We start from the raw sequence: 24861 nt of genomic DNA on the forward strand, positions 1-24861 counted from the left end.
TTTGGCGGGCTTTGGTTGCCGAGAATCCCACATAACGCGGGATTCGTGACGTTGCGACCGCTTTTGCAGTTGCGGGGCTTGGTTAACGTGACATTCTTGTGAACGGGATGGTAACATCCACAACATATAGATAAGAATCCAGAGATGGATGGAGTTACTCGATGGATATGTCCGTGAAACCGAGGCCCCGGGGCAAACTTGTCGCAATTGGTGGCGCCGAAGACAAATCGGCGAAGGCGGCCATTCTTGGACGGGTCCTGAAGTTGTCATCTGCCGAGGCGCCGGTGGTCGGGGTGATCACCACCGCCAGCAGCATCCCCGATGAGGTCTTCCCGGCCTACGAGGAGGCGTTCAACGCGCTGGGCGCCGCCGAAGTGCTGGATGTGCGCATCCGCGAGCGGTCCGACGCCGACGATGCCAAGATGGTCGAAATGATCCGCAATTGCGACGTTCTTTTCATCTCGGGCGGCGACCAGATGCGTCTGACCAGCATTTTCGGCGCCTCGGCGGCGCTGGAGGCGATCCGATCCATTTACCACGAGGGCGCCGTGATCGCCGGGACCAGCGCCGGCGCGGCCTGCCAGTCGACAACCATGGTTTATGGCGGCAGCGCTATCGACAGCCTTCGCAAGGGCGCGGTCAAGATGAGCGCCGGCTTCGGCCTGATCGAAGGGGTCATCATCGACACCCATTTTCTGGAACGCGGCCGCTTTTCGCGGCTGATGGAAGTGGGGGCCACCAACCCCGAATACCTGGGGATCGGGTTGGGCGAGGACGCCGCCGTATTGTTCGAGAACGGTGTAATTAAGGCCTTTGGGCCCGGTCACGTAATCCTCGTTGACAGTTCGAGAATATCCAGTTGCAATGTATTTGATCTATCAGACGGTGAGGCGGTGAGCGTCCACAACGTCGTGATGCATGCGCTGGTCGAGGGTGATGGATACAACCTGGCGGACCGGCAGGTCCTGAGTGCCAAACAGCTTGGGGCCGAGAGCCTGGAGCTGAAGGATGCGTATACTTGAACACCGTGCGCTGCGCGGACCGAACTACTACAGCCGCTACCAGTCGATCTATATGCGGCTGGACATCGAGGAACTAGAAGACCGGCCGAGTGACAAGGTCGATGGTATTGCAGACAAGCTGCAAGCGCTCATTCCCACGATCTATGAACATCGTTGCTCGGTAGGAGAGGCCGGTGGGTTCTTGTCCCGGGTGAAAGACGGCACCTGGGCCGGTCACATGGTCGAACATGTGGCGATTGAATTGCAGAACCTGATCGGCTTTTCGGTGGGCTACGGCAAGACCGTCGATAGCTACGACAAGGGCGTGTACCACGTTGTCTACCGCTATCGCGACGAAGCGAGCGGACTGGCCTGCGGCGAAGAGGCGGTCGAGATCGTCCAGGCGCTTTACGACGGCAAGGACGTGGACCTTGAGCCGGTGATCGATCGGCTGAAAGAGGTGCGGGACGCGAACGCGCTGGGACCGTCGACCGGGTCGATCGTGAACGCCGCGAAGGCGCGCAACATTCCCTGGTACAACCTGACCGAGGGCACCAGCTATACCCAGCTTGGCCACGGCGTGAAGCAGCGCAAGTTCCAGGCCACCGTGACGGATGCGTCGGGGATCATCGGACACTCGATTGCCGACGACAAGGAATGGACCAAGCAGGTGCTCGACGATGCCGGCGTGGCGGTGCCCAAGGGCTACATCTGCTACTCCTGGGACGAGATCAAGGATGCCGCCGACTGGATCGGCTGGCCGGTCGTCACCAAGCCGCTGTCGGGCAATCACGGGCGGGGCGTGACCACGGACATCACCAACGAGGAAGAGCTGAAATCGGGCTACGAGGCCGCGCTGGCGCGCTGTCGCGACGATTACGGCGCGGTCATCGTAGAGAGCTATATCAAGGGCGAAGATCACCGCATTCTGGTGGTCGGAGGCAAGATGATAGCCGCCGCCCGCCGCCGTCCGGCGCATGTCGAAGGTGACGGCAAATCCACCATCCAGCAGCTGATCGACAAGGAAAACGAGGACCCGCGCCGCGGTGTGGGGCACGAGAACCTGTTGACCCAGATCATCGTGGACGAACAGACGATGCGCCTGCTGGAGCAGGCCGAGCTGACGCTCGACTCCGTGCCTGCCAAGGGCGACATCGTCTATCTGAAATCCACCGCCAATATCTCGACCGGCGGCACCGCGACGGACCTGACCGACGAGGTGCATCCCGAGATCAAGTTCGCGATGGAACGGATCGGACGGATTGTCGGTCTGGATATCATCGGGATCGACATGCTGGCCGAAACCTTGTCCAAGCCGCTGGACCAGCAATCGGCCGGGGTGGTCGAGGTCAATGCGGGCCCCGGCTTTCGGATGCATATGGCGCCCACGCACGGCACGCCGCGGCCGGTGGGCGAGGCCGTTGTCGACATGCTGTTCCCGGACCCGACGGATGACGGGCGCATCCCGATCACCGCGATCACCGGTACCAACGGCAAGACCACGACGACGCGCCTGATCACGCATATCCTGCGGCAGGCGGGCAACTCGGTGGGCATGGGCTGTACCGGCACGATCGAGATCGACAACCACGTCATCTTGCGGGGCGACTATTCCGGCCCCGCCGCCGCACACGCGGTGCTGCGGGAACCGACGGTAGAGCACGCCGTGCTCGAGGTTGCGCGCGGCGGGATCATGCGCCGGGGGCTCGGGTTTGACGAATGCGATGTGGGCGTTCTGCTGAACATCGCGTCGGACCATCTGGGCGAGCGCGATATCCACACGCTGGAGGAACTGGCGCGGTGCAAGACCGTGGTGGTCGACGCCGTCAAGAAGATCGGCGGCTTCTGCGTGCTGAACGCCGACGACCCGCTGGTGATGGACCAGGGCACCTACTGGGCGCGGGGCGAGATCATCTATTTCACGATGGACCCCGAAAATCCGGACCTCAAGCAACACCTGGCCGACCACAAGATGGTCATCACCGTGCGCCAGGGCCGGATCGTGCTGTTGCGCGGCCAGGTCGAGGTCGAGGTGGCGGCGGTCAACGACGTCCCGATTTCGTTCGAGGGGCACGCGCCCTTCAACGTGCAGAACGCCATGGCGGCCACAGCTGCCGCGCTGGCGCACGGTCTGGAGATCGACGATATCCGCGCCGGGCTGCTGAGCTTCCACCCGACACCGGCGCAGATGCCGGGGCGGACCAACTATTTCGAGGCCGATGGCGTCAAATGCCTGATCGACTATGGCCATAACGTTCCGGCGCTGGAGGCGCTGGAACCGCTGGTCAACGGCCTGGGGCAGCAGCGCAAGATCGCCGTGGCCACGGCCCCGGGCAACCGCCGGGACGAGGACCTTGCGGCGCTGGGCGCGCAACTGGCGAAGATGTGCGATACGGTCTACATTTACGAGACCGATGCGCGCGGGCGCAGCGAAGGCGAGACCGCCGGGCTGATCGAGAAGGGCGCGAAAGACGCCGGATCCGCCGGGACGGTCGAGCTTATCATGGACGAGCAAGCCGCGATGGATCGTGCCATCGGTGACGCGAAGCCCGGTGATTTCCTGTTGCTGCTTGTCGACGACATCGAAGGTGCGACAGAGCGCCTGAAAGGGCGCAGCTACGGAGCGCAGTCGGACCTGGGCCAGACCTGAGCCAGCGTTGCGCAATCGAAAGGGAACAACGCCGGCTCAACGGCGTTGATAACCGAGGGAGTGATATGACAAAAAACGTTTTCGTCGTTGGAATGAACGAATTTAATGCGGCGCGGTTGAAGCGCCTTCGCGGCGTCGAGGACGTGAATTTCCATCCGTTGCTCACCTCCGCGGAAGTCTCCGACACCCAGATTTTCGACATTCCCGACATGCTGCGTCGGGCCGAGGAGACACTGGATGCGTTCGACGGCTCGATTGATGCTATCGTGGGCTATATCGACTTCCCCGTGTCCACCATGCTGCCGCTTCTGTGCGAGAAATACGGTACGCGGAACGCATCGCTGGAATCGCTTCTGAAGTGCGAGCACAAGTATTGGTCGCGCAAGGTCATGGCCGAGGTTATCCCCGATCATACGCCCAACTTCACCGCTTTTGACCCGTTCGACGACGAGGCTCTGTCCAAGATTGGCGAGGCGGGTCTGCGCTTTCCGTTCTTCGTGAAGCCGATCAAGTCTTCCGGCTCGCGTCTGGGCTTTCGCATCGACAGCCCCGAGGACTTCGCCTATGCGACCGAAGCCTTTCGCGCCGAGATCAACGAGATTTCCGAGCCATTCAATTATATCCTGAACAAGGCGAACCTGCCCGAAGACGTCAAGACGGTGGAAGGGCATTACTGCATGGCCGAGCGGGTGATCGGCGGGCGGCAATGTACCGTCGAGGGCTATGTGCATGACGGCGAGGTCGTGCCCTACGGCACGGTGGATTCGATCCGTTATCCGCAGGTTCTGAGCTTTTTCTACTATCTCTACCCGTCCACCCTGCCGCCGCGCATCCAGGAACAGATGGCTGAGATCACCAAGACGGTGATGAAGCACATCGGCTATGACAATGCCGGCTTTAATATCGAGTATTACTGGGACGAGGTGCAGAACCAGATCTGGCTGCTGGAGATCAACACGCGCATCGCGCAATCCCACTGCGACCTTTTCGAGATGGTCGACGGGGTCAGCCACCAGCAGGTGACGGTCGACCTTGGCCTGGGCCGCAAGCCGGACATGCCGAAGGGCGAGGGGCCGGAAACCGTCGCGGCGGAATTCTTCTACCGGGTGTTTTTCAATGACGCGACCGTGGCCCGTGCGCCGTCGCGCGCCGAGGTGGAGGTCGCGGCCGAGCAGGTGGAGGGGACACGCATCACCTCTTACGTCAGCAAGGGGTCCAAACTGTCGGAACTGCCGGAGCAGGACGCCTACAGCTATGCGGTGGCGTCGGTCTGGATGGGCGCGCAGAAACAATCCAAGCTGCTTTGGAACTACGAGCAGGTGATGAAGAAGCTGAACTACGAGTTCACGGATATCGTGGAATAAGCTGACAGGAGATCCCGCCGGCATCCCGCTCAGAACGAGATCCCGGGTCAGGCCCGGGATGGGGCGCGTTGGTTTCATCGGCTGGACATCCGCCGGCGCGGGCGGTACGCGGGCTCGGACACCACGTCGCCCCTAGATCCGAGCGTTTCTCATGATAATCGACCATCCGCTGCCGCAGACGATCCGCGAAATCGAGCATCTGGAAATCCCCATGCCGGACGGCACGCGGCTGGCGGCGCGGGTCTGGATGCCGGAGGGCGCCGAGGCAGCGCCGGTGCCGGCGATCCTCGAATTCATCCCCTATCGCAAGAATGACAAGACGCTGGAGCGTGACCATGCCCGTGCGCCCTGGATGGCGGCGCAGGGCTATGCCTATGTGCGCGTCGACCTGCGTGGCACGGGCGAGTCCGAAGGGTTGATGACGGACGAATATACCGAAGAAGAGCTGCAGGACGGCTGCGACGTGATCGCGTGGATCGCCGCGCAGGACTGGTGCGATGGCGGCGTCGGGATCGTCGGCATTTCGTGGGGCGGGTTCAACGGCCTGCAGCTTGCCGCGCTGCGGCCCCCGGCGCTGAAGGCGGTGGTCACGATCTGTTCGACCGACGACCGCTATGCCGATGACATCCACTACATGGGCGGCACGCTGCTGGGCGATCACCTGTCCTGGGCATCGGTGATGTTCGGAATCAATACCCTGCCGCCGGACCCTGCGCATGTGGGCGACCGCTGGCGCGAGATGTGGGAAGAGCGACTGGACGGGTCGGGCCTGTGGCTGGAGAACTGGATGCAGCACCAGACGCGGGACGCGTTCTGGAAGCATGGATCTGTCTGCGAGGATTTTTCGGATATCGAGGTGCCGGTCTATGCCGTCAGCGGCTGGGCCGACGGCTATTGCCGGGCGGTGTTCCGGCTGGTGGAGAACCTGAAGAGCCCGGTGAAGGGGCTGGTGGGCCCGTGGTCGCATCGCTATCCGCATCTGGGCGAGCCGGGCCCGGCCATCGACTGGCTGACTGAAGAAGTGCGCTGGTGGGACCAGTGGATGAAGGGGCGGGACACGGGCATCGCGGATGAGCCGAAGCTGCGTGTGTTCCTGCAGGATCACGCCCGGCCACAGACGCATTATGACACGCGGGACGGCGTCTGGATCGACGAGCCGGCCTGGCCGTCGCCCAACGTGGAGCGCCGCGCGTTTTCGCTGACTTCCGACGGAGGTCTTGGCGCGGAGGGGCCACAGGACGCGCTGGACATTTGCTCGCCGCTCTGGGTCGGGCGGCATGGCGGCAAATGGTGCTCTTACGGGCATCCCGGGGACCAGCCAGGCGACCAGCGGCGCGAGGATGCGGGCAGCCTGACGTTCCAGACGGCGCCCTTGACCGAGGATTGCCACATGGTCGGCGATCCGGAGCTGACCCTGACGTTCGAGGTGGACAAACCGGTGGCGCAGGTGGCCCTGCGGTTGATGGACGTGGCCCCCGACGGTGCGGCGACACGGGTGAGCTATGGCTTGCTGAACCTGACGCATCGCGACAGCCACGAGCATCCGGAAAACCTGGAACCCGGGCGCAAGTACACGGTGCGCGTGCCGATGAAGCATGTCGCGCAGACCTTCCGCGCGGGGCATCGTATCCGGCTGGGCGTTTCGACCAGTTATTTTCCCGTTGCCTGGCCCGCGCCGGAGCCGGTGACCCTGACCATGCTGACGGGAGAGTGCGTGCTGGAACTGCCGATGCGCAAAGACGCGCCCGAGGCGGTCGATGCCTTCGGCCCGGCCCGATCGGCCGAATTGCTGGAGTTGGACGTTGAACGTGCGCCGGGCGCGACCTGGCGCCTGGGCGAGGACGTCGACACCGGAATGTTGAGTATCGAGGTGACCGACGACGAGGGAGCGGCGACGATCCGGAGTCAGGGGTATTTCCATGCGGCCGCGGCCAAGGAACATTACACGATTTTGCCCGAAGATCCGACTTCGGCCACCGGCGAGGTGACGTGGACTCACGAGATGGCGCGCGAGGATTGGAGCGTGAAAACCGTCACCCGGACACGAATGACCTGCACCGCCAGCGATTATCTGATCACGGCGCGGCTTGAAGCGTTCCTGAACGGCGATTGCATCCGCGAGCTTGACTGGGACGTCCGGATTCCGCGCGACCATAATTGACAGCGGCGTAAGACCGGCGAGCGCGTTCATCGCGCCCGAGGTTGTTTACCAGTTGATCGAATGCCCGCCGTCTTCGTCGAGCTGTCACGGGGGCTGGTTGGACAGCCGGTTGATGCGGCTGGAGTTGAAGCGGTGGCGCATGCCCATCCGCTTTGCCGCGAAAGCAGATACCGGATTTTGTATAGGCTGAGCATGGACCGACCTTGTGTCGGGGCGAGAGCACTCAAACAGAGGTGCGTCGCCTGAAGATACTACACACTCAAGTGTAGGTAGTCAGACGCGGGGGCACTGTGGCACCTTGCCGGGGCACATATTCTCGCCGGGCAGGTGGATTCACGTTGGGTTCTGTCGGAATCCGCAGGCCAATGTACGGACATGGGCAGTAGCCTCACGCGGAGGAACAGGGCGCCATTGCGCTAAAGTCAGGTGAAACGTGTGGCAGGAGAGCGTGTGGGACGGCTGGTGAGCGATACCAAGGGAAGGGAAGTCATGTACGGCATGCGGCTAAGCGAAAGCATCTGTTTCAGGACGTGTGAACATATCATCGGGTGCTGTTTCGCAAGGCCTGGCGGGCGTCACGTGCATGCGGGTCGCCGTTTGCGCGAAAACCGGGACATAGACTGATGCCTTCGGTTTTGCTGAACGCCGCCTGCGGTGTCACCGACAGTGACGAATCCTATGCCGCCGACCTGCGCAGGGAGCTTTTCGATCTTTGGGGCAACGTGCTGACGCGGCGCGCGCCGCATGTGGCCGAGTGGGCGCATAGCGACACTGAGCACGTGATTCCAGCAGGGCCTGGTGCCGTGCCCTATCTTCAGGCGCTGAACATCTGGTTTCAGCTTTTGCGGATCGTGGAGGAAAACGCCGCGATCCGGGACCGGCGCCACGTCGAGACGCAAAGCGGGGCAGAGACCGTTCCCAGCAGCTTTGCCCAGGCGCTGGCGCGTGAGGATCTGACGCGGGAACGCTTTGCCGAGATATCGCAAAACCTGTCTGTCGGCCCAACCCTGACGGCGCATCCGACCGAAGCCAAGCGTGTCACGGTGCTGGAGATCCACCGCAGGATCTATCGCAATCTGGTTTCATTGGAGGCGCAACGCTGGACTAGCCGGGAACGCGCCGCGATCCTTTCAGATATCGAGAGCGAGATCGACCTGCTGTGGATGACGGGCGAGTTGCGGCTGGAACGCCCTGATCTTAGCGACGAGATCGAATGGGGGTTGCAGTTCTTTCGCGACGGGATCTTTGACGCCGTGCCGCAGGTGTTCGAGCAATTCGAGCAGGCCGCCACGAACAGGTTCGGGACACCTGACGCGGTGTCCCCCTGCATCCGCTTTCATTCCTGGATCGGCGGTGACCGGGATGGCAACCCGAACGTCACCGCCGACAGTACCGCCCACGCGCTGAAACGGGCGCGCGACGCGGTGATGGACATGTACAAGGGGCATCTGCGGATTGCGGCCGAACGCCTGAGCATCAGCAACAGGATCGTGCCGCTTGATCCGGAGGTGCAGGGCGGGCTCGAGCGTCTTGCCTCGGTATCGCCGACGCATGATCGTAACCCCAACGAACTGTTTCGCCAGGCGATATCGGCGATCCTGCATAGGTTGGAATCATATCGGCACATCAGCCATTTCATTGCCGACCTGGAAATGATCGAAAACGCACTTGAGTCAGTCGACGCGGGGCAGTTGGCGCGCCGCTACATTCGCCCGATCCGCTGGCGGGCCTCGGTTTTCGGATTCAGCATCTTTACGCTCGATATTCGTCAGAACTCCACGGTGACGACGGACACAATCACCGAAATCTGGCGGAGCCGGGATGATGGCGAGGTGCCGGAATATGGCGATTCCGCATGGTCGAAACGGCTTCGGGCCGAGCTGGCGGAACCGCAACTGCCCGAGCCCGACCAGAACGCGTTGTCGGATCAGGCCGTTGAGCTTCTCAAGCTGCTGAACCTGATGTCGAAGCGGCAGTACGGCCCGGACCCGGCGGCGGTCGGCCCGTTCATTTTGTCCATGACCCGCTCCTCGGACGACCTGCTGGGGGTATTCCTGCTGGCGCGGTACGCGGGTTTTGGTGCTGAGACGCTGGAGCTCAAGGTCGTGCCATTGTTCGAGACCATCGAGGACCTGAGGGCGGGGCCGGATATCCTTGTCGACCTGCTGAAGGTGCCGCTGGCAAAACGCAGCCTGACGCGGGACGGACCCTTGATCGAGGTCATGCTCGGCTATTCCGACAGCAACAAGGACGGCGGCTTTGTGTGCTCGACCTGCGAACTGGACCAGGCGCAGCGCAAGATCACGCGGGTCCTGGCGTCGCAGGGTCTGAAGCCTGTCTTCTTTCACGGGCGCGGCGGATCGGTCAGCCGGGGCGGCGCCCCGATGGACCGCGCCATCGCGGCCCAGCCGACGGATACCGTGAACGGCAGGATGCGTCTGACGGAGCAGGGCGAGGTCGTATCGGCCAATTATGCCAATCGTGGCACCGCGGCGGCGCATCTTGAGCTTCTGGCCTCGAGCGTTCTGAAACATACGGCGGATGCGAACGATCCGCCCCGTGCGCCGGAATTCAACGATGCGCTGGATGCGCTGTCGGGCCTGTCGCAGACCGCCTATTCCACGCTGCTGCACATGCCCGGCTTCATCGACTATTTCCAGCAGGCCAGCCCGGTAGAGGAGCTGGCCATGCTGAAGATCGGCTCGCGGCCTGCGCGTCGTTTCGGCGCGGCGTCGCTGGATGACCTGCGGGCCATTCCATGGGTGTTCGCGTGGTCGCAGAACCGGCACCTGATCACGGGCTGGTACGGGTTCGGCTCTGCCATCGAGTCGTTTCGAAAGTTCCAGGGCACCCGTGGCGAGGAGACGCTTCGCACCATGTTCGAGAAAACCAAGCTGTTCCGGCTGATCGTGGACGAGGTGGAGAAATCACTCTTTCAAAGCGACCTCGACATCGCCTGGGAATATGCGTCGCTGGTTACGGATGACGACACCCGGAAGCGTGTCACGGACGCGGTCCGCAAGGAATACGCGCTGGCCTGCGAGGGGATCACCTTCCTGACCGGCCAGAAGACCATCGCCGAGCGTTTCCCGCGCATGAGAGCCCGCTTTGACCGGATACGCCCCGGTCTGGACCGGATCAATGCACTGCAGGTGTCATTGCTGCGCGATGTACGGTCTCGGGATGAACCGAACCGGGTCTCGATTCCGTTGCTTCAATCCATGAACTCGATTTCTTCTGGCCTTGGGTGGACCGGCTAGGCCTATATCTGGCCGGCTGCCGGTGCCGTGGAAATCTCGAGGTGGGCCTGTCACCGTTTGGTGCCACGTCTTCGACAGCATTTGCTGCACCAAAGAAGGTTAGCTATGGGTGAATTCCCGGGTACCCATGCCAAACTACGAGTGCGGTTTGGGATAGGCATTCAAGAAACTTGAGCGCTCAAGTGAGACTGCGGGCGGAGAGCGGTTGTTCGCTGCGCGGTGCGTTTACGTCAGCCTTGCGGAAAAGCCAGCTATTGGCCGCAGTTCACCACCGGATATTATTAAAGAACATTTGGTGGGGTTTTCACTTCGAGACGAATGCCGGTAGGGGAATATCAATTCTCTCTGAGGATATGACGCCCGACAGCCCCGTGAGGATAGGGTTCGATCCCGTTGAGGCGTTTTGCTTTGAAGGCAGGGGTGTCTGGGCCAGACCTTGAATTGCCTCACCGGAAACACCCGTCGGGCTGCGAACACCAAGGATGGTTCAACCTGTTTGTGCAGTCAATCCATGAACGTTTATAGCGGACACGGCGCATGCTTCATCGTTATCCGATGAATCGCCTGTGATACCAATGGCCCCGATCAGCTTCTCGTCACGGTAAATCAGGACACCACCGGGAACAGGAACCAACAGGCCTTGGTTCAGTGCGTTCATGGCATCAATGAAGAACGGTTGTTCCTGTGCCCGCGTGTACAGCGCTCGGGATCCGAGGCCCATTGCCACTGCGCCTTTCGCCTTGCCCTGTGCGATCTCGGGTCGCAGGTTGCTGGTGCCGTCCTCGCGTTGAAGTGCAACAAGATGCCCTCCGGCATCTATGACGGCAATCGTGAGGGGTTTCATGTCATGCGCGCGCCGATACTCCAAGGCAGAGACGATCAGTGCATTTGCAAGTTCAAGGTTCATGTCAGCATCTCCTCAACGTCTCGCCGGCTTGCAAGGTGATGCAAGCCAGCGAGACCTTCGCCCTCAATTGTAGAAATAATCCACCAGGAAGAGCGGAATCGATGGAATGTACGTGCACATCAGGAGCACGGTGAGCAGGACGGCGACGAAGTAGATGTTGACCTTGCTCACTTCCCATATGTTCGCCCGCGCCACCGCACATGCCGTGATCAGAACACTGGCGACGGGTGGCGTTTGTTGCCCGATGGCGAGGTTCAGCGTGACAACAAGGCCAAAGTGAATCGGGTTGATATCAACAGCTTCGATCAGCGGAATGACAATTGGCACGACGAGAATGATCGCGGCGGCCGAGTGCAGGAAAAAGCCGATGACGAGGAAGAAAAAGTTCAGGATCAACAGGATCAGCCACTTGTTTTCCGTGATGTTCAGGATCCCGGCCGCCAGTTCCTGAGGATATTGTGCGCGCGTCAGAAACCCGCCCATCACCACGGATGCCGCCACGAGCAGCATGACGACGGCCGTCTGCATGCCGCCGTCGAGCATCGACTGCTGCAGGTGTTTGAGATCTACCTGACGGTACCAAAGGCTAATCGCGATGGCCGCCAGAACGGCAAGGCCCGCGGCCTCGGTCGCCGTGACGTACCCGCCGAAGATGCCGCCGAGGATGATGACCGGCAACGCGAATGTCGGCAGCGCATCAACGAATGTTTCCCACACGCGGCGGCCCGAAAACGCCTCTTCGCGGGGCAGGTCGTAGCGGCGCGCGAAGTAATAAGCGACGCCCATCAGGCCCGCCGCGCCCATCACGCCCGGAACCACGCCGGCCACGAAAAGCTGCTCGACCGAAACATTGGCGGAGGTTGCGTAAAGGATCATCGGGATCGACGGAGGAATGATGATCGCAAGCGATGCGGAAGACGAGGTCACCGCCGCGGCCAGCGCGCCCGAGTATCCCCGTTTTTTCATCTGCGGGATCAGCACCGACCCCATCGCCGCGACGTCCGCGACGGCCGAGCCGGAGATTTCGGCAAAGAACAGAGACACGCCAATGTTCACATGGGCCAGCCCGCCCCGGATGAAGCCGATCAGGGCTGCCACGAAATTGATCAGCCGGTCGGTGATGCCCCCCGCGTTCATGATCGCGCCGGCCAGCACGAACATCGGGATCGCGATAAGAGAGAACTTGGTCGCGCCACCATACATGTCCAGCGCGACATTCACGAGCGAGTTGGTGCCCTCGAGCACCAGAAGCCCGCCGATCGCGGACACGGCCAGCGCAATCGCGATCGGCACGTTCAGACAGATCATCACGACCATCGCGATGAAGATACCGAGCATCAGCATCAGGCGTTCCCCGCTTTCTTCATTTCTGTTTCGACCTCTTCTTCGATATCGGCATGTTCGAGCGACACGCCCGCGGCCGTTTTGCGCCAGTAGTCAGGCAGGCTCAGCGCTTGGCATATCAGGAAAAGAATCGCGCCGATCGGGATCACCGATTGGGTAAAGCTGACCGGCACCCATGTGACCGATACAAGCGACATGCCCCCGAGGATCGACAGTACCGTGAAGCCCGCCCAAGCCAGCAGGATGAAAAAGCCGGCGGTGATGGCCTCGGCCAGCGCGACCGCCCACATGCGCGCAGGCATCGGGATCGCCAGCAGCACGGTATCGAACCCGATATGGCGACGTCGCAACGCGGCCAGCGCCGAGCCGTAATAGGTGATCCATGCCAGCAGGATGGCGGCAATCTCATCGTACCAGGCCAGGCTGGCCCCCAGAAGACGGTAGATCACCGCGACGACAACAACTGCGGTCAGGATGACCATGAGGAAGACCAGAAAGTACTCCAAGGCACTTTCAAAGAATTTGCGCAGTGATTTGAACATGATTGGTCCCTGCCGGGCAACGTACCCGGTACTGTTACATCCGACGTGTGATGAACTCGTGCAGCAAGGTATGCAGGGGGCCGCTGACGGCCCCCTGCGCATTCGGGGTCAGGAGCCGGACGCGAGGCTCTGAATTGTCTCGATCAGTTCCGCACCGCCCTCGACAGACGTAGAGAACTCTTCGTAGATCGGCGCTGAGGCATCGATGAAGGCCTGGTTGTCGGCCTCGTTGACCTCGACGCCGGCCTCGCGGATTACCTCGAGAAGCTCGGTCTCCAGCTTCGCCGCGTGCTCATAGACAAAATCCTGCGTCTCGGCACCGCACGCCTCGAGTTCGGCGCGCACATCTTCCGGCAGCTTCTGCCACTGGTTTTCGGCAACGAGGACATAACCCGGCGTGTAGACGTGCCCCGTGATCGACAGGTACTTCTGCACTTCCTGGAACTTCGCCGATGCGATCTGAGCGTAGGGGTTTTCCTGCCCGTCGATCACGTTGGTCTGCAGCGCGGTAAAGACTTCCGAGAACGCCATCGGCGATGGGTTCGCGCCGTAAAGCTGGAACATCTTCACACGCCACTCGCCGTTCGGCGTGCGCAGCTTGACGCCTTCCAAGTCCTCAGGCTTGTTGATCGGACGAATGTTGTTGGTGATATGGCGGAAACCGTTCTCGAAGTAACCGATGATCCGGTATCCCTCGCGCTGCGCCGCCGCCTGGAATACGTCACCCAGTTCGGCCTGAATGCGGCGCATGTGATCGCGGTCCTTGACGATGTAGGGCATCTCGAAAACGCCGAATTCCGGCGCGACCGACGACATCACCGACGACGGCAGCGAGAAATCCACCTGTCCGAGCTTCAGCTTCTGCAGCAGCTCGCGGTCCTTGCCCAGCTGGCTGGCGCCGAAAGTCTGCACTTCGGCCTTGTCGCCCAGCTTGCCGTTCGCGCACTCGGCAAAGGCATCCGCGGAGGCCTCGAAGAGCGATCCGGGGTTGCCGACATGGCCGAAGCGCAGTGTCAGGTCCGCGGCGGTTGCCGCCAATGGCATGGCGATCGCGGCCACGCTGGCTAGAATAGTTGCTTTGATAGTCATAGGTTCTCCTCCCTAAATGCTCCTCCCAGAGCGTTATTCCGCGGCAAACCGCGACTTGTCGGATTCCTTCAGGTGGTCCATCGCCGCTTGCGCGCCTCCAGACTGGTGCGGGACGCCGGCTTTTCCCAGCCCCATTTCAACACCGGACAGCGTTGCCATCAGCATCAGGTCGTTGAAGTCGCCCAGATGCCCGATGCGGAACACCTTGTCGGCCACTTTCGACAGGCCATTGCCGAGCGAGATGTCATAGTGTTTCAGCGTTGTTGCGCGGAACACATCGGCAGAATGGCCTTCAGGGACCATCACCGCGGTCAGGACCCCGGATTCCTGCCCTTGCCGGGCACAGAGGACCTCGAGACCCCATGCTCGCACCGCCGCCCGCGTCGCGGCGCCATGGCGCGCATGGCGGGCAAAGACGTTGTCCAGGCCTTCCTCGTGCAGCATGTCGATTGCTTCGTTCAAACCGTAAAGCAGGTTGGTGCCGGGCGTGTAGGGAAAATACCCCGTTGCGTTCGGCCCGACCATGTCCTGCCAGTCCCAATAGCTGCGCGGCATGGTCACAGACTTGGCATGCTTGAGCGCGCGCTCGCTCACGGCATTGAAACTCAGCCCCGGTGGAAGCATCAGCCCCTTCTGCGAGCCCGACACGCAAACATCCACCCCCCATTCGTCGAAGCGGAAGTCGATTGAGGCGAGGCCCGAGATCGAGTCGACCATCAAAAGCGCCGGATGCCCCGCCGCGTCGATCGCCTTGCGCACTTCAGCGATGGGCGAAACCGACCCCGTCGAGGTCTCGTTATGCACCACGCAGACCGCCTTGATCTCGTGGCCCTTGTCCTCGCGCAGGCGCGCCTCGATCCGGTCGGGCTCGGCCCCGCCGCGCCAGTCGCCTTCCAGGAACTCCGGCTCCAGCCCGATTTTGCGCGCCATCTTGTTCCACAGCGTCGCGAAGTGCCCGGTCTCGAACATCAGTACCTTGTCGCCGGGCGACAATGTGTTCACCAGTGCCGCCTCCCACGCGCCGGTGCCCGAGGCCGGGAAGATGAATACGTTCTGTTCGGTCTTGAAGATGCTCTTCATGCCGTCCAGCGCCCTCTTGCCGACATCGGCAAAATCGGGACCGCGATGATCGATGGTTTGCTGTCCGATCGCCTTCAGTATCCGATCGGGAACAGCACTTGGGCCGGGGATTTGCAGGAAGTGTCTGCCAGCTTGGCGCATCGCAACTTGTCCTCCGTGGCGCACGTTGGCCGACGCTAATTTGTATTGCACGAACGTAATTATGAACTCATAATTCAGTCAACAAAAAAGTTCCGCGTTCAGGATCACGCCCGGAACAGGGAGGAAAATCAGAGTTGCATGCGTGAAAACAGCCGTCTTTCAAGCTGCCTGAGCGCTGCCGTCGAAGGTTCTGCAATGGCCAATGACGCGGCGCGCGCACGCTGTGCAACGGACGCATCAATCTACCAGACGTTTCCGGACGCGGTGCTTGTCCCCCGCAGCGTGAATGATATCGGGGCCATCAGGGACATCACCCGCGAAGAAGCCGTGCCGGTGCTTCCGCGCGGCGGCAGCACGCCTCGCGCTTGCCGGAGCAGGTCATCGATCATTAGGAGGCCTTCATGAGCTTGGGAGGAAATATCACCCGCCAGACCCTCCATCAGGAACTGGTTGAACGATTGCGCAACTTGATCGTGGAAGATGCCCTCAAACCGGGCGAGAAGGTGCCCGAAAAGGACCTTTGCGAAACCTTCGGCGTCTCGAGGACGCCGTTGCGCGAAGCGCTCAAGGTGCTCGGCTCCGAGGGGCTTGTCATCCTGCAGGCAAACCGGGGCGCGCGCGTTGCCGAGGTGACGCGCGCGGAGATCGAGAGCACGTTTCCCGTCATCGCGGCGCTGGAACAACTCATCGGCGAGATGGCCTGCAGCAACCTCAGCGAGGCCGAGGTCCAAGGCATCGAGAAAAGGCACGCCGCGATGGTCAGTGCATACAAAGCCGGAAATCGCAAAACCTACTTCAAGGCCAATCAGGACATCCACAACGCACTGCTGAAGGGCGCGCGAAACGATATCCTGGAACTGCACCACCGTATGCTCGGCGCACGCATCCGCCGAGCACGGTTTATGGTCAACCTGTCGGAAGAGCGCTGGGCACAGGCGATCGAGGAGCATGAGGAGATCATGGAGAAACTTCGCAACCGCGATGCGAAAGGACTTGGACAGGTAATGAAGACGCACATGATGAACAAGTTCGCGGCGCACCTGAAGGCGTTGGGCTCTGGCGTTCTCGACGTCGAAACGCCTGAAACGCCGGCCCCGCGATGACAGCGCCACCTTCCGTACCGGAAGAGCACGCGCCGCGCCGCCGCCACCCTCGGCCCGCCGACCTGCTCACACCCCGCATGCTGCTCGATTTCCGATCAGCAAATCCCCGTAATTCCGTGGAGACCTTCTCAAGATGACAAACGAACTTCACTCCCAGCGTCGCGACAACACGCTCTGGATCGCTTTCAACCGGCCCGAGGCGCGCAATGCCCTCACCTTCGCCATGTACGAGGAATTGGCCGACATCTGCGCCAACGTTCCGACAGACGGATCGGTGCGCGCGGTGGTCATCCATGGCGCAGGCGGCAAGGCCTTCGCGGCGGGCACGGACATGACGCAGTTCCGCGGCTTCAAGACGGCGCAGGACGCGCATGACTACGAGAACGAGATCACCCGCATCCTGACCGCCGTGGATACTTGTCCCGTGCCCACCGTGGCTGCCATCCACGGCGCTTGTACCGGCGGTGGTGCCTCGATCGCCGCGGCCTGCGACATCAGGATCGCGAGCGCGCAGCTGAAGTTCGGCTTTCCCATCGCCCGGACGCTGGGCAATTGCCTCAATGCCGGCAACCTCGCCCGCCTGAGTGAGCTAATCGGCGCCGGGCGCGTCCGCGAGATGATATTCACCGCGCGCCTGATGACCGCCGACGAAGCCCTGGCGACCGGCCTCGTTTCCGAGGTCCTTTCCGATGAAGAGGCTCTCCTGCAGCGTGCCCAAGCACTGGCCGACCACCTGGCTGACATGGCGCCGCTGACCCTGAGGGCCACGAAGGAGGCGATGCGCCGCAATCGAGAGGCGCTCGCTGTGGAGGACAAGGACCTTATCGCCATGTGCTACATGAGCGAGGATTTCAAGCACGGGCTGGAAGCCTTCCTGAACAAGACCAAACCCGAGTGGAGTGGAAAATGAGCAACCAAGGTCCCCTTGCCGGCATGAAAGTCATCGAACTGGCGCATATCATGGCCGGCCCTGCTTGCGGCATGATGCTCGCCGACATGGGCGCCGACGTGATCAAGGTCGAAAAGCCGGACGGCGACGACAGTCGCCGTTTTCTGCCGCCCGACATCAACGGCGAAAGCGCCGCCTACCTGATGATGAACCGCAACAAGCGCGGCATCGCGCTGAACCTTAAAGAACCGGATGCTATCGCGGCCCTGCGCAAACTTCTCGAAAGTGCCGACGTGGTGATCGAGAACTATCGCCACGATACGATGGAGCGGCTTGGTCTCGGCTATGAAAGCCTGCGCAAAAGCAATCCGAAGCTGGTCTATTGCGCAATCTCCGGGTTTGGGCGCACTGGTCCCTATGCCGAGCGTGGCGGCTTTGACCTGATCGCGCAGGGCATGTCGGGCCTGATGTCGATCACGGGCGAAGGGCCGGGCCGTCCACCGGTCAAGCCGGGCGCGCCGATTTCAGATATCACCGCTGGTTTTCTAGCGGCCCTGGGGTGCGTTTCAGCCTATTCGCATGCCCAAAAGACGGGCGAAGGACAGATGGTTGATACCTCGCTCTTCGAGGCGGGTATCTCCCTGACGTACTGGCAATCCGCAATCGCTTTCGCCACAGGCGAGTCGCCGGGCGCACTCGGTTCGGCCCATCCGCTCAACGCGCCTTACCAATCGTTCCGCACGCGCGACGGCTGGATCAATGTGGGCGCCGCCAACCAGCGCAACTGGATGCGCCTGCTCGAGATCCTCGACGCGCCCGAACTCGGCAGCGATCCCCGATTCGAGACCAACCACGCTCGTATGCAAAACCTGCAGGAGCTCGTTCCGATTCTCGAAAGCCATTTCGTACAGCAAGACACGAAAGACTGGCTGGACCGGATGGAGGCCGCGGGCCTGCCCGCGGGGCCGGTGATGACCATCTCCGAGATGCACCGCGACCCGCAGGCCCTGGCACGGGACATGATCGTGGAAACCGATCATCCGGAGGCCGGCGCGGTCAAGGCCATCGGGCTTCCGATCAAGTTCAGCGGCACCCCGGGCGCCGTTACCATCCCGGCGCCCACGCTCGGTCAGCATGGCGCGGAAATCTTGACCGAGCATGGGTATTCGCAAGACGAGATCCGTTCGCTCGAGGGGAAAGGGGCGCTTATCGTGTCGTAGTTGCTTGATCGAGTTTGCGCTCGCTACTGGTCGCGGCAATCGCGGGTTCAGGTTTTCTTTGGGACCTTCGCCGCAATCACCAGGAATGTCCGGCAATGGGATGTACCGGCTGCTTCACCGGCAGGTTCAGCTTTGCCTGCTTCTGCCAATTGGAGAAGTAGCATGGTGAAAAAAGACTTAAATGGGCTGATGTCGATCGGCATCGATATCGGCAAGGACACATTTCACATCGTGGGTTTCGATACGTCTGGGCACCGGGTTCTGCGCAAGCAGATCAGGCCACTGACGCTGGCAGCAACTTTTGAGAAGCTGGCCGCGCTGTATTGTTGGATTTGCCAGGATTTTGTGGAGAGCGTTTTCGCCGGCGGAAACCGACGCGGTATTGCGAAAGCTGGCGGATGCCAAAAGGGGCAGAGCATGAACAAAAGTGTAAACGATACTGTAAACGCTGCTGCCTGCGCTCACGTCGAAATATACTAAGTCATTGATATTAAATGGAGGCGAGTACCGGACCCGCTACCATATTTCTAAGCCATTGGGGGGCTTGGAAAATCGAGTGCGAGGTTGAGTTGTGTGTCGCACTTTGTGTCACACTCATGCATTCCGGTAGCCCCTGCTGTCAAGGCCGATCCTGCTAGTCGCCTCCGACTATAAGCGTCCAGACTGGTGCGCATTGCCCCTCCAAAAAGCGCCTTATGTTTTGGCTGGGCGGTTTACTCGTCTTGGGGCTATGGAAAAAGTAGAGCGGCAATGATGTCCTGTTTCGGATCAAGTGACCGGGGGTAGGGTTACGGGGGAACATCGCATGCTCGGACGGGTAGATGGGTCCTCGAAAAAAAGTGTCGAGAAATGACGTGCAGTATAACGATCCGAAGGACTTGTTTTCGTCACACCTTTGAGTTGTAGTTTGGGGGCAACCAAAACCTTTATTCGTTAGGCACTTATATGACAAAGACCAGATCATTTTCGATCTACTTGCTTAAGCAGGAATACGACGCATCAAATGCTCTAAAGGACGACCATCCTCTTGAAGAAGTAGACGATGTAAGCATCCTGCCAGAAGGCTCTAAGCTATACCTTCTTGATAGCGTCCCTATTTCTCCGTGGTGGCGCGGCTACTTCGGCATAAAGAAAGACATTAAGCAGACGTTGAAGGGGGTCATCGCAATAGTTCCATCAGGAGGTCGAACTTTTGCTCTGACTTTCGGACATGTCATGCATAACTTAAAACCATACTCCTACGAGTACGACTTTGGCATCCGCGTCACACTAAATGCACTAGACCCCCACAAGCTCAAAAGTACGGACACGTTGGAGCCCGGTGTTTCTCGGAGGAGGAGAACGCAAGTTCCAACGGTTTCCGACCTAACGTATTTCGACTTCGATGCAGACACTTCGGTGTTGAAGACACTAACAGGCCACGTAAAGAGCGAGTTTCATGACTTTTTTAAGCACGCTACCGGCGCAAGTAGTCTTCGTATTGCATCAAAGGTGCAGCCCAAGGAACTTTCCAAGCTTCTTGCGAAGCTGTTGACGCTTTACAGCGCGGAGGATTTTAAGGAGACCTTTCCAAATGTGCAGAATGTCGCGCCTGTTAAGGACCCTGAAACTATCGAGAAGCTTAATCGGCTTCTTATTCAGAAAGTCGCCGAACGGGATGAGGCAGTTGCACTTTGTATCCCTGAGATAGTCGATTATGGCGATAATGATTGGTCCTCATTCTCCGGTGCTGGAGCGAGCCGTATTTACGACGATCTCTATTTCGGCATTTACCTCGAGTACCTAGAAGAAAACGATTTCGATATAGCCTCGATAACTATTGCGGACCTAAAAAGGCATAGCCTTCGGCTTACGAACGAGGAAGGTCAGGTTCGGCAATCATGGCCGATGCTAAGATGCTTGGTCGTCGATTTGCGAGAGCCCGCCTCTGGGGCGTTGTACCATCTAAACGACGGCGGTTGGTTCAAGGTTGAAGACAGCTTTGTAGCCGAGCTAAGCGCAACGCTTGATCCACTCTGCAAGGCAGTCGGCCTACCCGATTACAATCATGCCACTGAAGGCGACTACAATAAGGATGTGTCGAAGGCTATCGCGGATACATACCTATTTGATAAAACGAACATCGCTCCAAAAGGCCAAACACAAATCGAACCATGTGATCTTGTTCAAAAAAATGGATCAGAGTTCAAGCATATCCATGTGAAGGTCTCAACGCTCTCAAACCAACTAAGCCACTTGTTCAATCAAGGACTAGTGGCGACCATAGCCCACAAAGATGAGGCCGCGTGCTTGGACAAGTTTGTGAAACTGGCAAATGACCTTGGTATCGACAGTGTCAGCTTCAAGAAATCGCTACAAGGCAACGGTTTCGAGGTTTGGTATGCTATCGCAACACACAAGGACGTATCCAAGCTGTCAGAAAACCTCCCTCTATTTTCAAGGATTGCTTTGTCGAGGGTCATGAGAGATTTTCGACGAATGAGTATACCTGCATACTTTGGCTACGTCTCCGATGTGTCACCGAAGAAGGCGGGAAAAAAGAAGAAACGCAAGCCAAGAGCGAAGAAGGCAGAGTGAGACACAACATTTTTGCCCGAGTATTGGTTGACCAATGTCTGTAGCGGTGGACGATTTCATCAAACGCTGGCGTTCCAGTGGCGGTAGCGAACGTGCCAACTTCCAACGCTTCGGTATCGAGCTGACGCAACTACTTGGCGTCGAGGAACCTGCCGTAGCCACCAGTGACAACCAGAACGACCACTACCGCTTTGAACGACCCGTTGACTTCGGCCCGACCTCCACACGTTCCCACGGCTTCATCGACCTCTACCGAAAGGGGTGTTTCGTCCTCGAAGCTAAGCAGGGAACAGAGGGCAAGACAAGGCAGGACCCGAACCAGCTTTCTATGCTCACCGATGATGCACCAAGTCAGGCAAGAGTAGGGCACGGCGTCCGGGGCACACGGCGCTGGGACGACACTATGCTCAAGGCCCGCAACCAAGCGGATCGATACGCCCGTGCCATCGCCCGCGAAGATGGCTGGCCTCCCTTCCTACTTGTCGTAGATGTAGGTCATGTGATTGAAGTCTACGCCGACTTCTCCGGCCAAGGTCAGGGCTACACTCAATACCCGGATGGCAACCGCTACCGCATCACAATGGACGACCTCAGAGATGAGGACGTCCGTGAGCGCCTCAGGCTCATCTGGGAGAAGCCCATAGACCTCGACCCCTCGCTTGTGTCTGCGGCCGTTACACGAGACATTGCCGCGCACTTGGCCGAACTCGGCAAGAGTTTCGAGGGCCAGGGACATTCTACCGAGACTGTGGCCCGTTTCCTCATGCGTTGCCTCTTCTCCATGTTCGCAGAAGACGTGGAACTCATTCCAGCCCGCAGCTTCACAGACCTCCTCATCAAGCTCAGGGGCCACCCAGAACATGCCGAACCCGCACTCAAAGGGCTTTGGGAGGTGATGAATACCGGTGGCTTCTCGCAAATCCTCATGCAGGACCTCAAAAAGTTCAACGGCGGGCTGTTCAAGGACGCCGACGCGTTGCCCCTGAATGAACTTCAACTCGGGCTGCTCATCGAAGCTGCAGAGGCAGATTGGAAGCAGGTGGAGCCGGCTATTTTCGGCACACTCCTCGAACGCGCCCTCGACAAGACCCAGCGCCACAAGCTGGGAGCGCATTACACGCCACGCGCCTATGTGGAGAGGCTCGTGACCCCCACAATCATCGAACCGCTGCGTGAGGACTGGAAAGACGTGCAGACCGCCGTGCAGCGCCTCACCGAGGACGGCAAGGATGACGAGGCCCGCAAGCTGGTCCACGGCTTCCACCGAAAACTGTGTGAAACACGCGTGCTGGACCCCGCCTGTGGCTCCGGCAACTTCCTCTACGTAGCACTAGAGATGATGAAACGGTTAGAGGGTGAAGTGACGGCGCTTCTATCCGATCTGGGCGAAGATCAAGGCGCTCTGGGTCTATCAGGCATGACTGTTGACCCACACCAGTTCCTCGGGATCGAACTCAACCCGTGGGCCGCTAATGTTGCAGAACTCGTGCTCTGGATCGGCTATCTCCAATGGCACTTTCGCACACATGGCAATGCCTCACCGTCCGAGCCTGTACTGCGTGACTTCCATAACATCGAACACCGGGACGCGGTGCTGGGTTGGGAGGATCGTCTACCCCGCATGGACGTAGACGGAGCGCCTGTGACCCGCTGGGACGGTGTGACCACCAAACGCCATCCGGTGACAGGCGAAGAGGTGCCGGACCCTGACGCCCGCGTGCAGGTCTATGACTATGTGAAGCCCAAGGCTACCACATGGCCCGAAGCGGATTTCATCGTTGGAAACCCGCCGTTTATCGGCGCCAGCCGACTGCGTGAGAGCCTTGGCGACGGCTATGCAGAGGCGCTGTGGAAGGCCTACCCCAAGATGCCACAAAGCGCCGATTTGGTGATGTATTGGTGGGAGAAAGCCGCGCTCTTGGCTCGTAGCTACAACGCTAGGACGAGCAAGGGCGTGCGGCGGTTCGGATTGATTACCACCAACTCGCTGCGCCAGACGTTCAACCGCCGGGTGCTGGAGCCGCATCTGGCCGATCCCAAAAAGCCCGTCTCGCTGCTCTTCGCTATCCCGGACCACCCGTGGGTCGATACGCTCTATGGGGCCGCTGTGCGCATCGCCATGACGGTAGCAGGCGCTGGCAACCGCATGGGTCGGCTGGTCACGGTCAAAGCCGAGAACAAGGAGCGGAACGAAGCCGATGGTCGAGCCGTGACGCTGGGTATGCAGACCGGCAAGATCTACTCCAACCTGACGATTGGTGCAGATTTGGCAGGCACGAAGCCACTTATTGCCAACTACGGCCTTGGTTATCGCGGAATGCAGTTGATTGGCTCTGGCTTCATCGTAACGCCCGAAGAGGCGAAGAAACTTGGACTGGGTACTGTCCCCGGCACCGAACGCGTCATCCGTCACTACCGAAACGGACGCGACCTGACAGCGACCCCGCGCGGCGTGATGGTGGTCGACCTCTTCGGTCTGTCGGAGGAAGAGGCCAGACACCAGTTTCCAGCCGTTTACCAGCACGTAGCGGACAACGTGAAACCTGAACGGGACCAGAATAACCGCGATAGCTACCGCAAGAACTGGTGGATACATGGGGAACCCCGCAAGGACCTGCGCCCCGCGCTCGCAGGCCTGCCTCGCTATATAGCAACTGTCGAGACGACCAAGCACCGCGTGTTCCAGTTTCTAGATGCCGCGATCCTGCCCGACAACATGCTCATAGCCATTGGTCTCGACGGCGGCGAACACCTCGCCATTCTGTCCAGCCGTATCCATATTGTGTGGTCCTTGGCCGCAGGTGGGCGGCTCGGATATGGCAACGACCCGCGTTACAATAAATCCCGCTGTTTCGACCCTTTCCCATTCCCGGAGATCACGCCGCAACTCAAAGCCCGGCTTGGGCTCTTGGCAGACGAGTTGGACGCGCACCGGAAGGCAAGGCTCGCGGAACACCCGAAGCTGACCCTGACCAAAATGTACAACGTCTTGGAGCAGGCACGCGCGGGTGAGACCATTGAAGGCAAGGATCGCGAGATTTACGAGCAAGGGTTTGTCGGCATCCTGCGCGACCTTCACGACCAAATCGACGCAGCGGTTGCCGAAGCCTATGGCTGGCCTGCTGACCTTTCTGACGACGAGATCCTGTTCCGCCTCGTGGACCTAAACCGCGAGCGTGCCGCAGAAGAGGCACAAGGCCACGTCCGCTGGCTCCGCCCAGAGTATCAGAACCCGGCAGGCACCACAGAGGCCAAAGGCAAGCAATCCGAACTCGACGTGGGCTTGGCCACGACCGTGGACAAGGCGCCTTGGCCCAAAACCCTCCCCGACCAGATCGCCGCCGTCCGAGAGGCTCTGGAAGAGGCCGGAGAAGCCACCCCCGAACAAATCGCCCGTACCTTCAAACGCGCCCGTACCACCAGCGTACAGCCCCTCTTGGAAAGCCTCGCGGCTCTAGGTCAGGCTGTGCAGACAGACAACGGCACCTACACCGCGTGACCTGACACGAGGAGACACCACAGATGGCGACAGT

At 60.3% G+C, this 24861-nt stretch carries 15 protein-coding genes and 1 pseudogene; 11 read left to right on the forward strand and 5 right to left on the reverse strand.

The window, feature by feature from the left end:
- Positions 1 to 161: 161 nt before the first annotated feature.
- From RBB18_RS06895 to RBB18_RS06915, 5 genes are all read left to right on the forward strand, one after another.
- Complete coding sequence (locus RBB18_RS06895; protein WP_103762290.1) at positions 162 to 1022, forward strand: cyanophycinase; 861 nt, start codon at positions 162 to 164, stop codon at positions 1020 to 1022.
- The gene (gene cphA, locus RBB18_RS06900) at positions 1009 to 3651 is read left to right on the forward strand and encodes a cyanophycin synthetase (RefSeq protein WP_274592494.1); all 2643 of its coding nucleotides are present in this window, start codon (positions 1009 to 1011) and stop codon (positions 3649 to 3651) included. The genes RBB18_RS06895 and cphA overlap by 14 nt, the downstream gene beginning before the upstream one ends.
- Before the next feature lie 65 nt (positions 3652 to 3716).
- Positions 3717 to 5015, forward strand: a complete 1299-nt coding sequence (locus RBB18_RS06905) for an acetyl-CoA carboxylase biotin carboxylase subunit family protein (protein WP_306110616.1) — start codon at positions 3717 to 3719, stop codon at positions 5013 to 5015.
- Positions 5016 to 5166: 151 nt separating this feature from the next.
- Positions 5167 to 7176 carry a CocE/NonD family hydrolase gene (locus RBB18_RS06910; RefSeq protein ID WP_306110617.1) on the forward strand — a complete coding sequence of 670 codons (2010 nt, stop codon included), beginning with the start codon at positions 5167 to 5169 and terminating at the stop codon, positions 7174 to 7176.
- Positions 7177 to 7799: 623 nt separating this feature from the next.
- Positions 7800 to 10436: a phosphoenolpyruvate carboxylase gene (locus RBB18_RS06915; RefSeq protein WP_306110618.1), complete on the forward strand. Its 2637-nt coding sequence runs from the start codon at positions 7800 to 7802 to the stop codon at positions 10434 to 10436.
- A 487-nt stretch (positions 10437 to 10923) separates the two neighbouring features.
- Here the strand turns inward: RBB18_RS06915 and RBB18_RS06920 are convergent, their stop codons facing one another.
- The 5 genes from RBB18_RS06920 to RBB18_RS06940 form a co-directional block, all read right to left on the reverse strand.
- Complete coding sequence (locus RBB18_RS06920) at positions 10924 to 11343, reverse strand: heme-binding protein (protein ID WP_274592491.1); 420 nt, start codon at positions 11341 to 11343, stop codon at positions 10924 to 10926.
- A 63-nt stretch (positions 11344 to 11406) separates the two neighbouring features.
- Positions 11407 to 12687, reverse strand: a complete 1281-nt coding sequence (locus RBB18_RS06925; protein ID WP_103762295.1) for a TRAP transporter large permease — start codon at positions 12685 to 12687, stop codon at positions 11407 to 11409.
- Entirely contained in the window at positions 12687 to 13229 is a 543-nt protein-coding gene (locus tag RBB18_RS06930; protein ID WP_103762296.1) for a TRAP transporter small permease, read from the reverse strand. Before RBB18_RS06930 ends, RBB18_RS06925 begins: the two co-directional genes overlap by 1 nt.
- Positions 13230 to 13337: 108 nt before the next feature.
- A complete protein-coding gene (locus tag RBB18_RS06935) occupies positions 13338 to 14318 on the reverse strand; it encodes a TRAP transporter substrate-binding protein (protein WP_103762297.1) in 981 nt (326 codons plus the stop codon).
- Positions 14319 to 14351: 33 nt separating this feature from the next.
- Entirely contained in the window at positions 14352 to 15539 is a 1188-nt protein-coding gene (locus RBB18_RS06940) for an alanine--glyoxylate aminotransferase family protein (protein ID WP_306110619.1), read from the reverse strand.
- A gap of 401 nt (positions 15540 to 15940) precedes the next feature.
- Here RBB18_RS06940 and RBB18_RS06945 point away from each other — a divergent pair, with 401 nt between their 5' ends.
- From RBB18_RS06945 to RBB18_RS06970, 6 genes and pseudogenes are all read left to right on the forward strand, one after another.
- The gene (locus tag RBB18_RS06945) at positions 15941 to 16642 is read left to right on the forward strand and encodes a GntR family transcriptional regulator (protein ID WP_274592489.1); all 702 of its coding nucleotides are present in this window, start codon (positions 15941 to 15943) and stop codon (positions 16640 to 16642) included.
- 133 nt (positions 16643 to 16775) lie between these two features.
- Positions 16776 to 17552, forward strand: a complete 777-nt coding sequence (locus RBB18_RS06950; RefSeq protein WP_103762300.1) for an enoyl-CoA hydratase/isomerase family protein — start codon at positions 16776 to 16778, stop codon at positions 17550 to 17552.
- Positions 17549 to 18751: a CaiB/BaiF CoA-transferase family protein gene (locus tag RBB18_RS06955; RefSeq protein ID WP_274592487.1), complete on the forward strand. Its 1203-nt coding sequence runs from the start codon at positions 17549 to 17551 to the stop codon at positions 18749 to 18751. Before RBB18_RS06950 ends, RBB18_RS06955 begins: the two co-directional genes overlap by 4 nt.
- Before the next feature lie 162 nt (positions 18752 to 18913).
- Positions 18914 to 19045: pseudogene (locus tag RBB18_RS06960) on the forward strand (IS110 family transposase); the annotation flags it as partial.
- 651 nt (positions 19046 to 19696) lie between these two features.
- Entirely contained in the window at positions 19697 to 21328 is a 1632-nt protein-coding gene (locus RBB18_RS06965) for a TIGR04141 family sporadically distributed protein (protein WP_306110620.1), read from the forward strand.
- A 46-nt stretch (positions 21329 to 21374) separates the two neighbouring features.
- Positions 21375 to 24827: a DNA methyltransferase gene (locus RBB18_RS06970; protein WP_306110621.1), complete on the forward strand. Its 3453-nt coding sequence runs from the start codon at positions 21375 to 21377 to the stop codon at positions 24825 to 24827.
- Positions 24828 to 24861 lie beyond the last annotated feature (34 nt).

This window comes from Roseovarius sp. MMSF_3298, from assembly GCF_030733705.1.
Classification (GTDB): Bacteria; Pseudomonadota; Alphaproteobacteria; order Rhodobacterales; family Rhodobacteraceae; genus Roseovarius; species Roseovarius confluentis.

What these genes read in the sequence shown, in the direction of transcription:
- RBB18_RS06905 (WP_306110616.1), top strand. Translation starts at nt 3,717, where the DNA reads ATGACAAAAAACGTTTTCGTCGTTGGAATGAACGAATTTAATGCGGCG.
- RBB18_RS06915 (WP_306110618.1), top strand. Translation starts at nt 7,800, where the DNA reads ATGCCTTCGGTTTTGCTGAACGCCGCCTGCGGTGTCACCGACAGTGAC.
- RBB18_RS06935 (WP_103762297.1), bottom strand. Translation starts at nt 14,318, where the DNA reads ATGACTATCAAAGCAACTATTCTAGCCAGCGTGGCCGCGATCGCCATG.
- RBB18_RS06945 (WP_274592489.1), top strand. Translation starts at nt 15,941, where the DNA reads ATGAGCTTGGGAGGAAATATCACCCGCCAGACCCTCCATCAGGAACTG.
- RBB18_RS06920 (WP_274592491.1), bottom strand. Translation starts at nt 11,343, where the DNA reads ATGAACCTTGAACTTGCAAATGCACTGATCGTCTCTGCCTTGGAGTAT.
- RBB18_RS06955 (WP_274592487.1), top strand. Translation starts at nt 17,549, where the DNA reads ATGAGCAACCAAGGTCCCCTTGCCGGCATGAAAGTCATCGAACTGGCG.
- RBB18_RS06930 (WP_103762296.1), bottom strand. Translation starts at nt 13,229, where the DNA reads ATGTTCAAATCACTGCGCAAATTCTTTGAAAGTGCCTTGGAGTACTTT.
- RBB18_RS06895 (WP_103762290.1), top strand. Translation starts at nt 162, where the DNA reads ATGGATATGTCCGTGAAACCGAGGCCCCGGGGCAAACTTGTCGCAATT.
- RBB18_RS06965 (WP_306110620.1), top strand. Translation starts at nt 19,697, where the DNA reads ATGACAAAGACCAGATCATTTTCGATCTACTTGCTTAAGCAGGAATAC.
- RBB18_RS06925 (WP_103762295.1), bottom strand. Translation starts at nt 12,687, where the DNA reads ATGCTGATGCTCGGTATCTTCATCGCGATGGTCGTGATGATCTGTCTG.
- RBB18_RS06910 (WP_306110617.1), top strand. Translation starts at nt 5,167, where the DNA reads ATGATAATCGACCATCCGCTGCCGCAGACGATCCGCGAAATCGAGCAT.
- RBB18_RS06940 (WP_306110619.1), bottom strand. Translation starts at nt 15,539, where the DNA reads ATGCGCCAAGCTGGCAGACACTTCCTGCAAATCCCCGGCCCAAGTGCT.
- RBB18_RS06950 (WP_103762300.1), top strand. Translation starts at nt 16,776, where the DNA reads ATGACAAACGAACTTCACTCCCAGCGTCGCGACAACACGCTCTGGATC.
- cphA (WP_274592494.1), top strand. Translation starts at nt 1,009, where the DNA reads ATGCGTATACTTGAACACCGTGCGCTGCGCGGACCGAACTACTACAGC.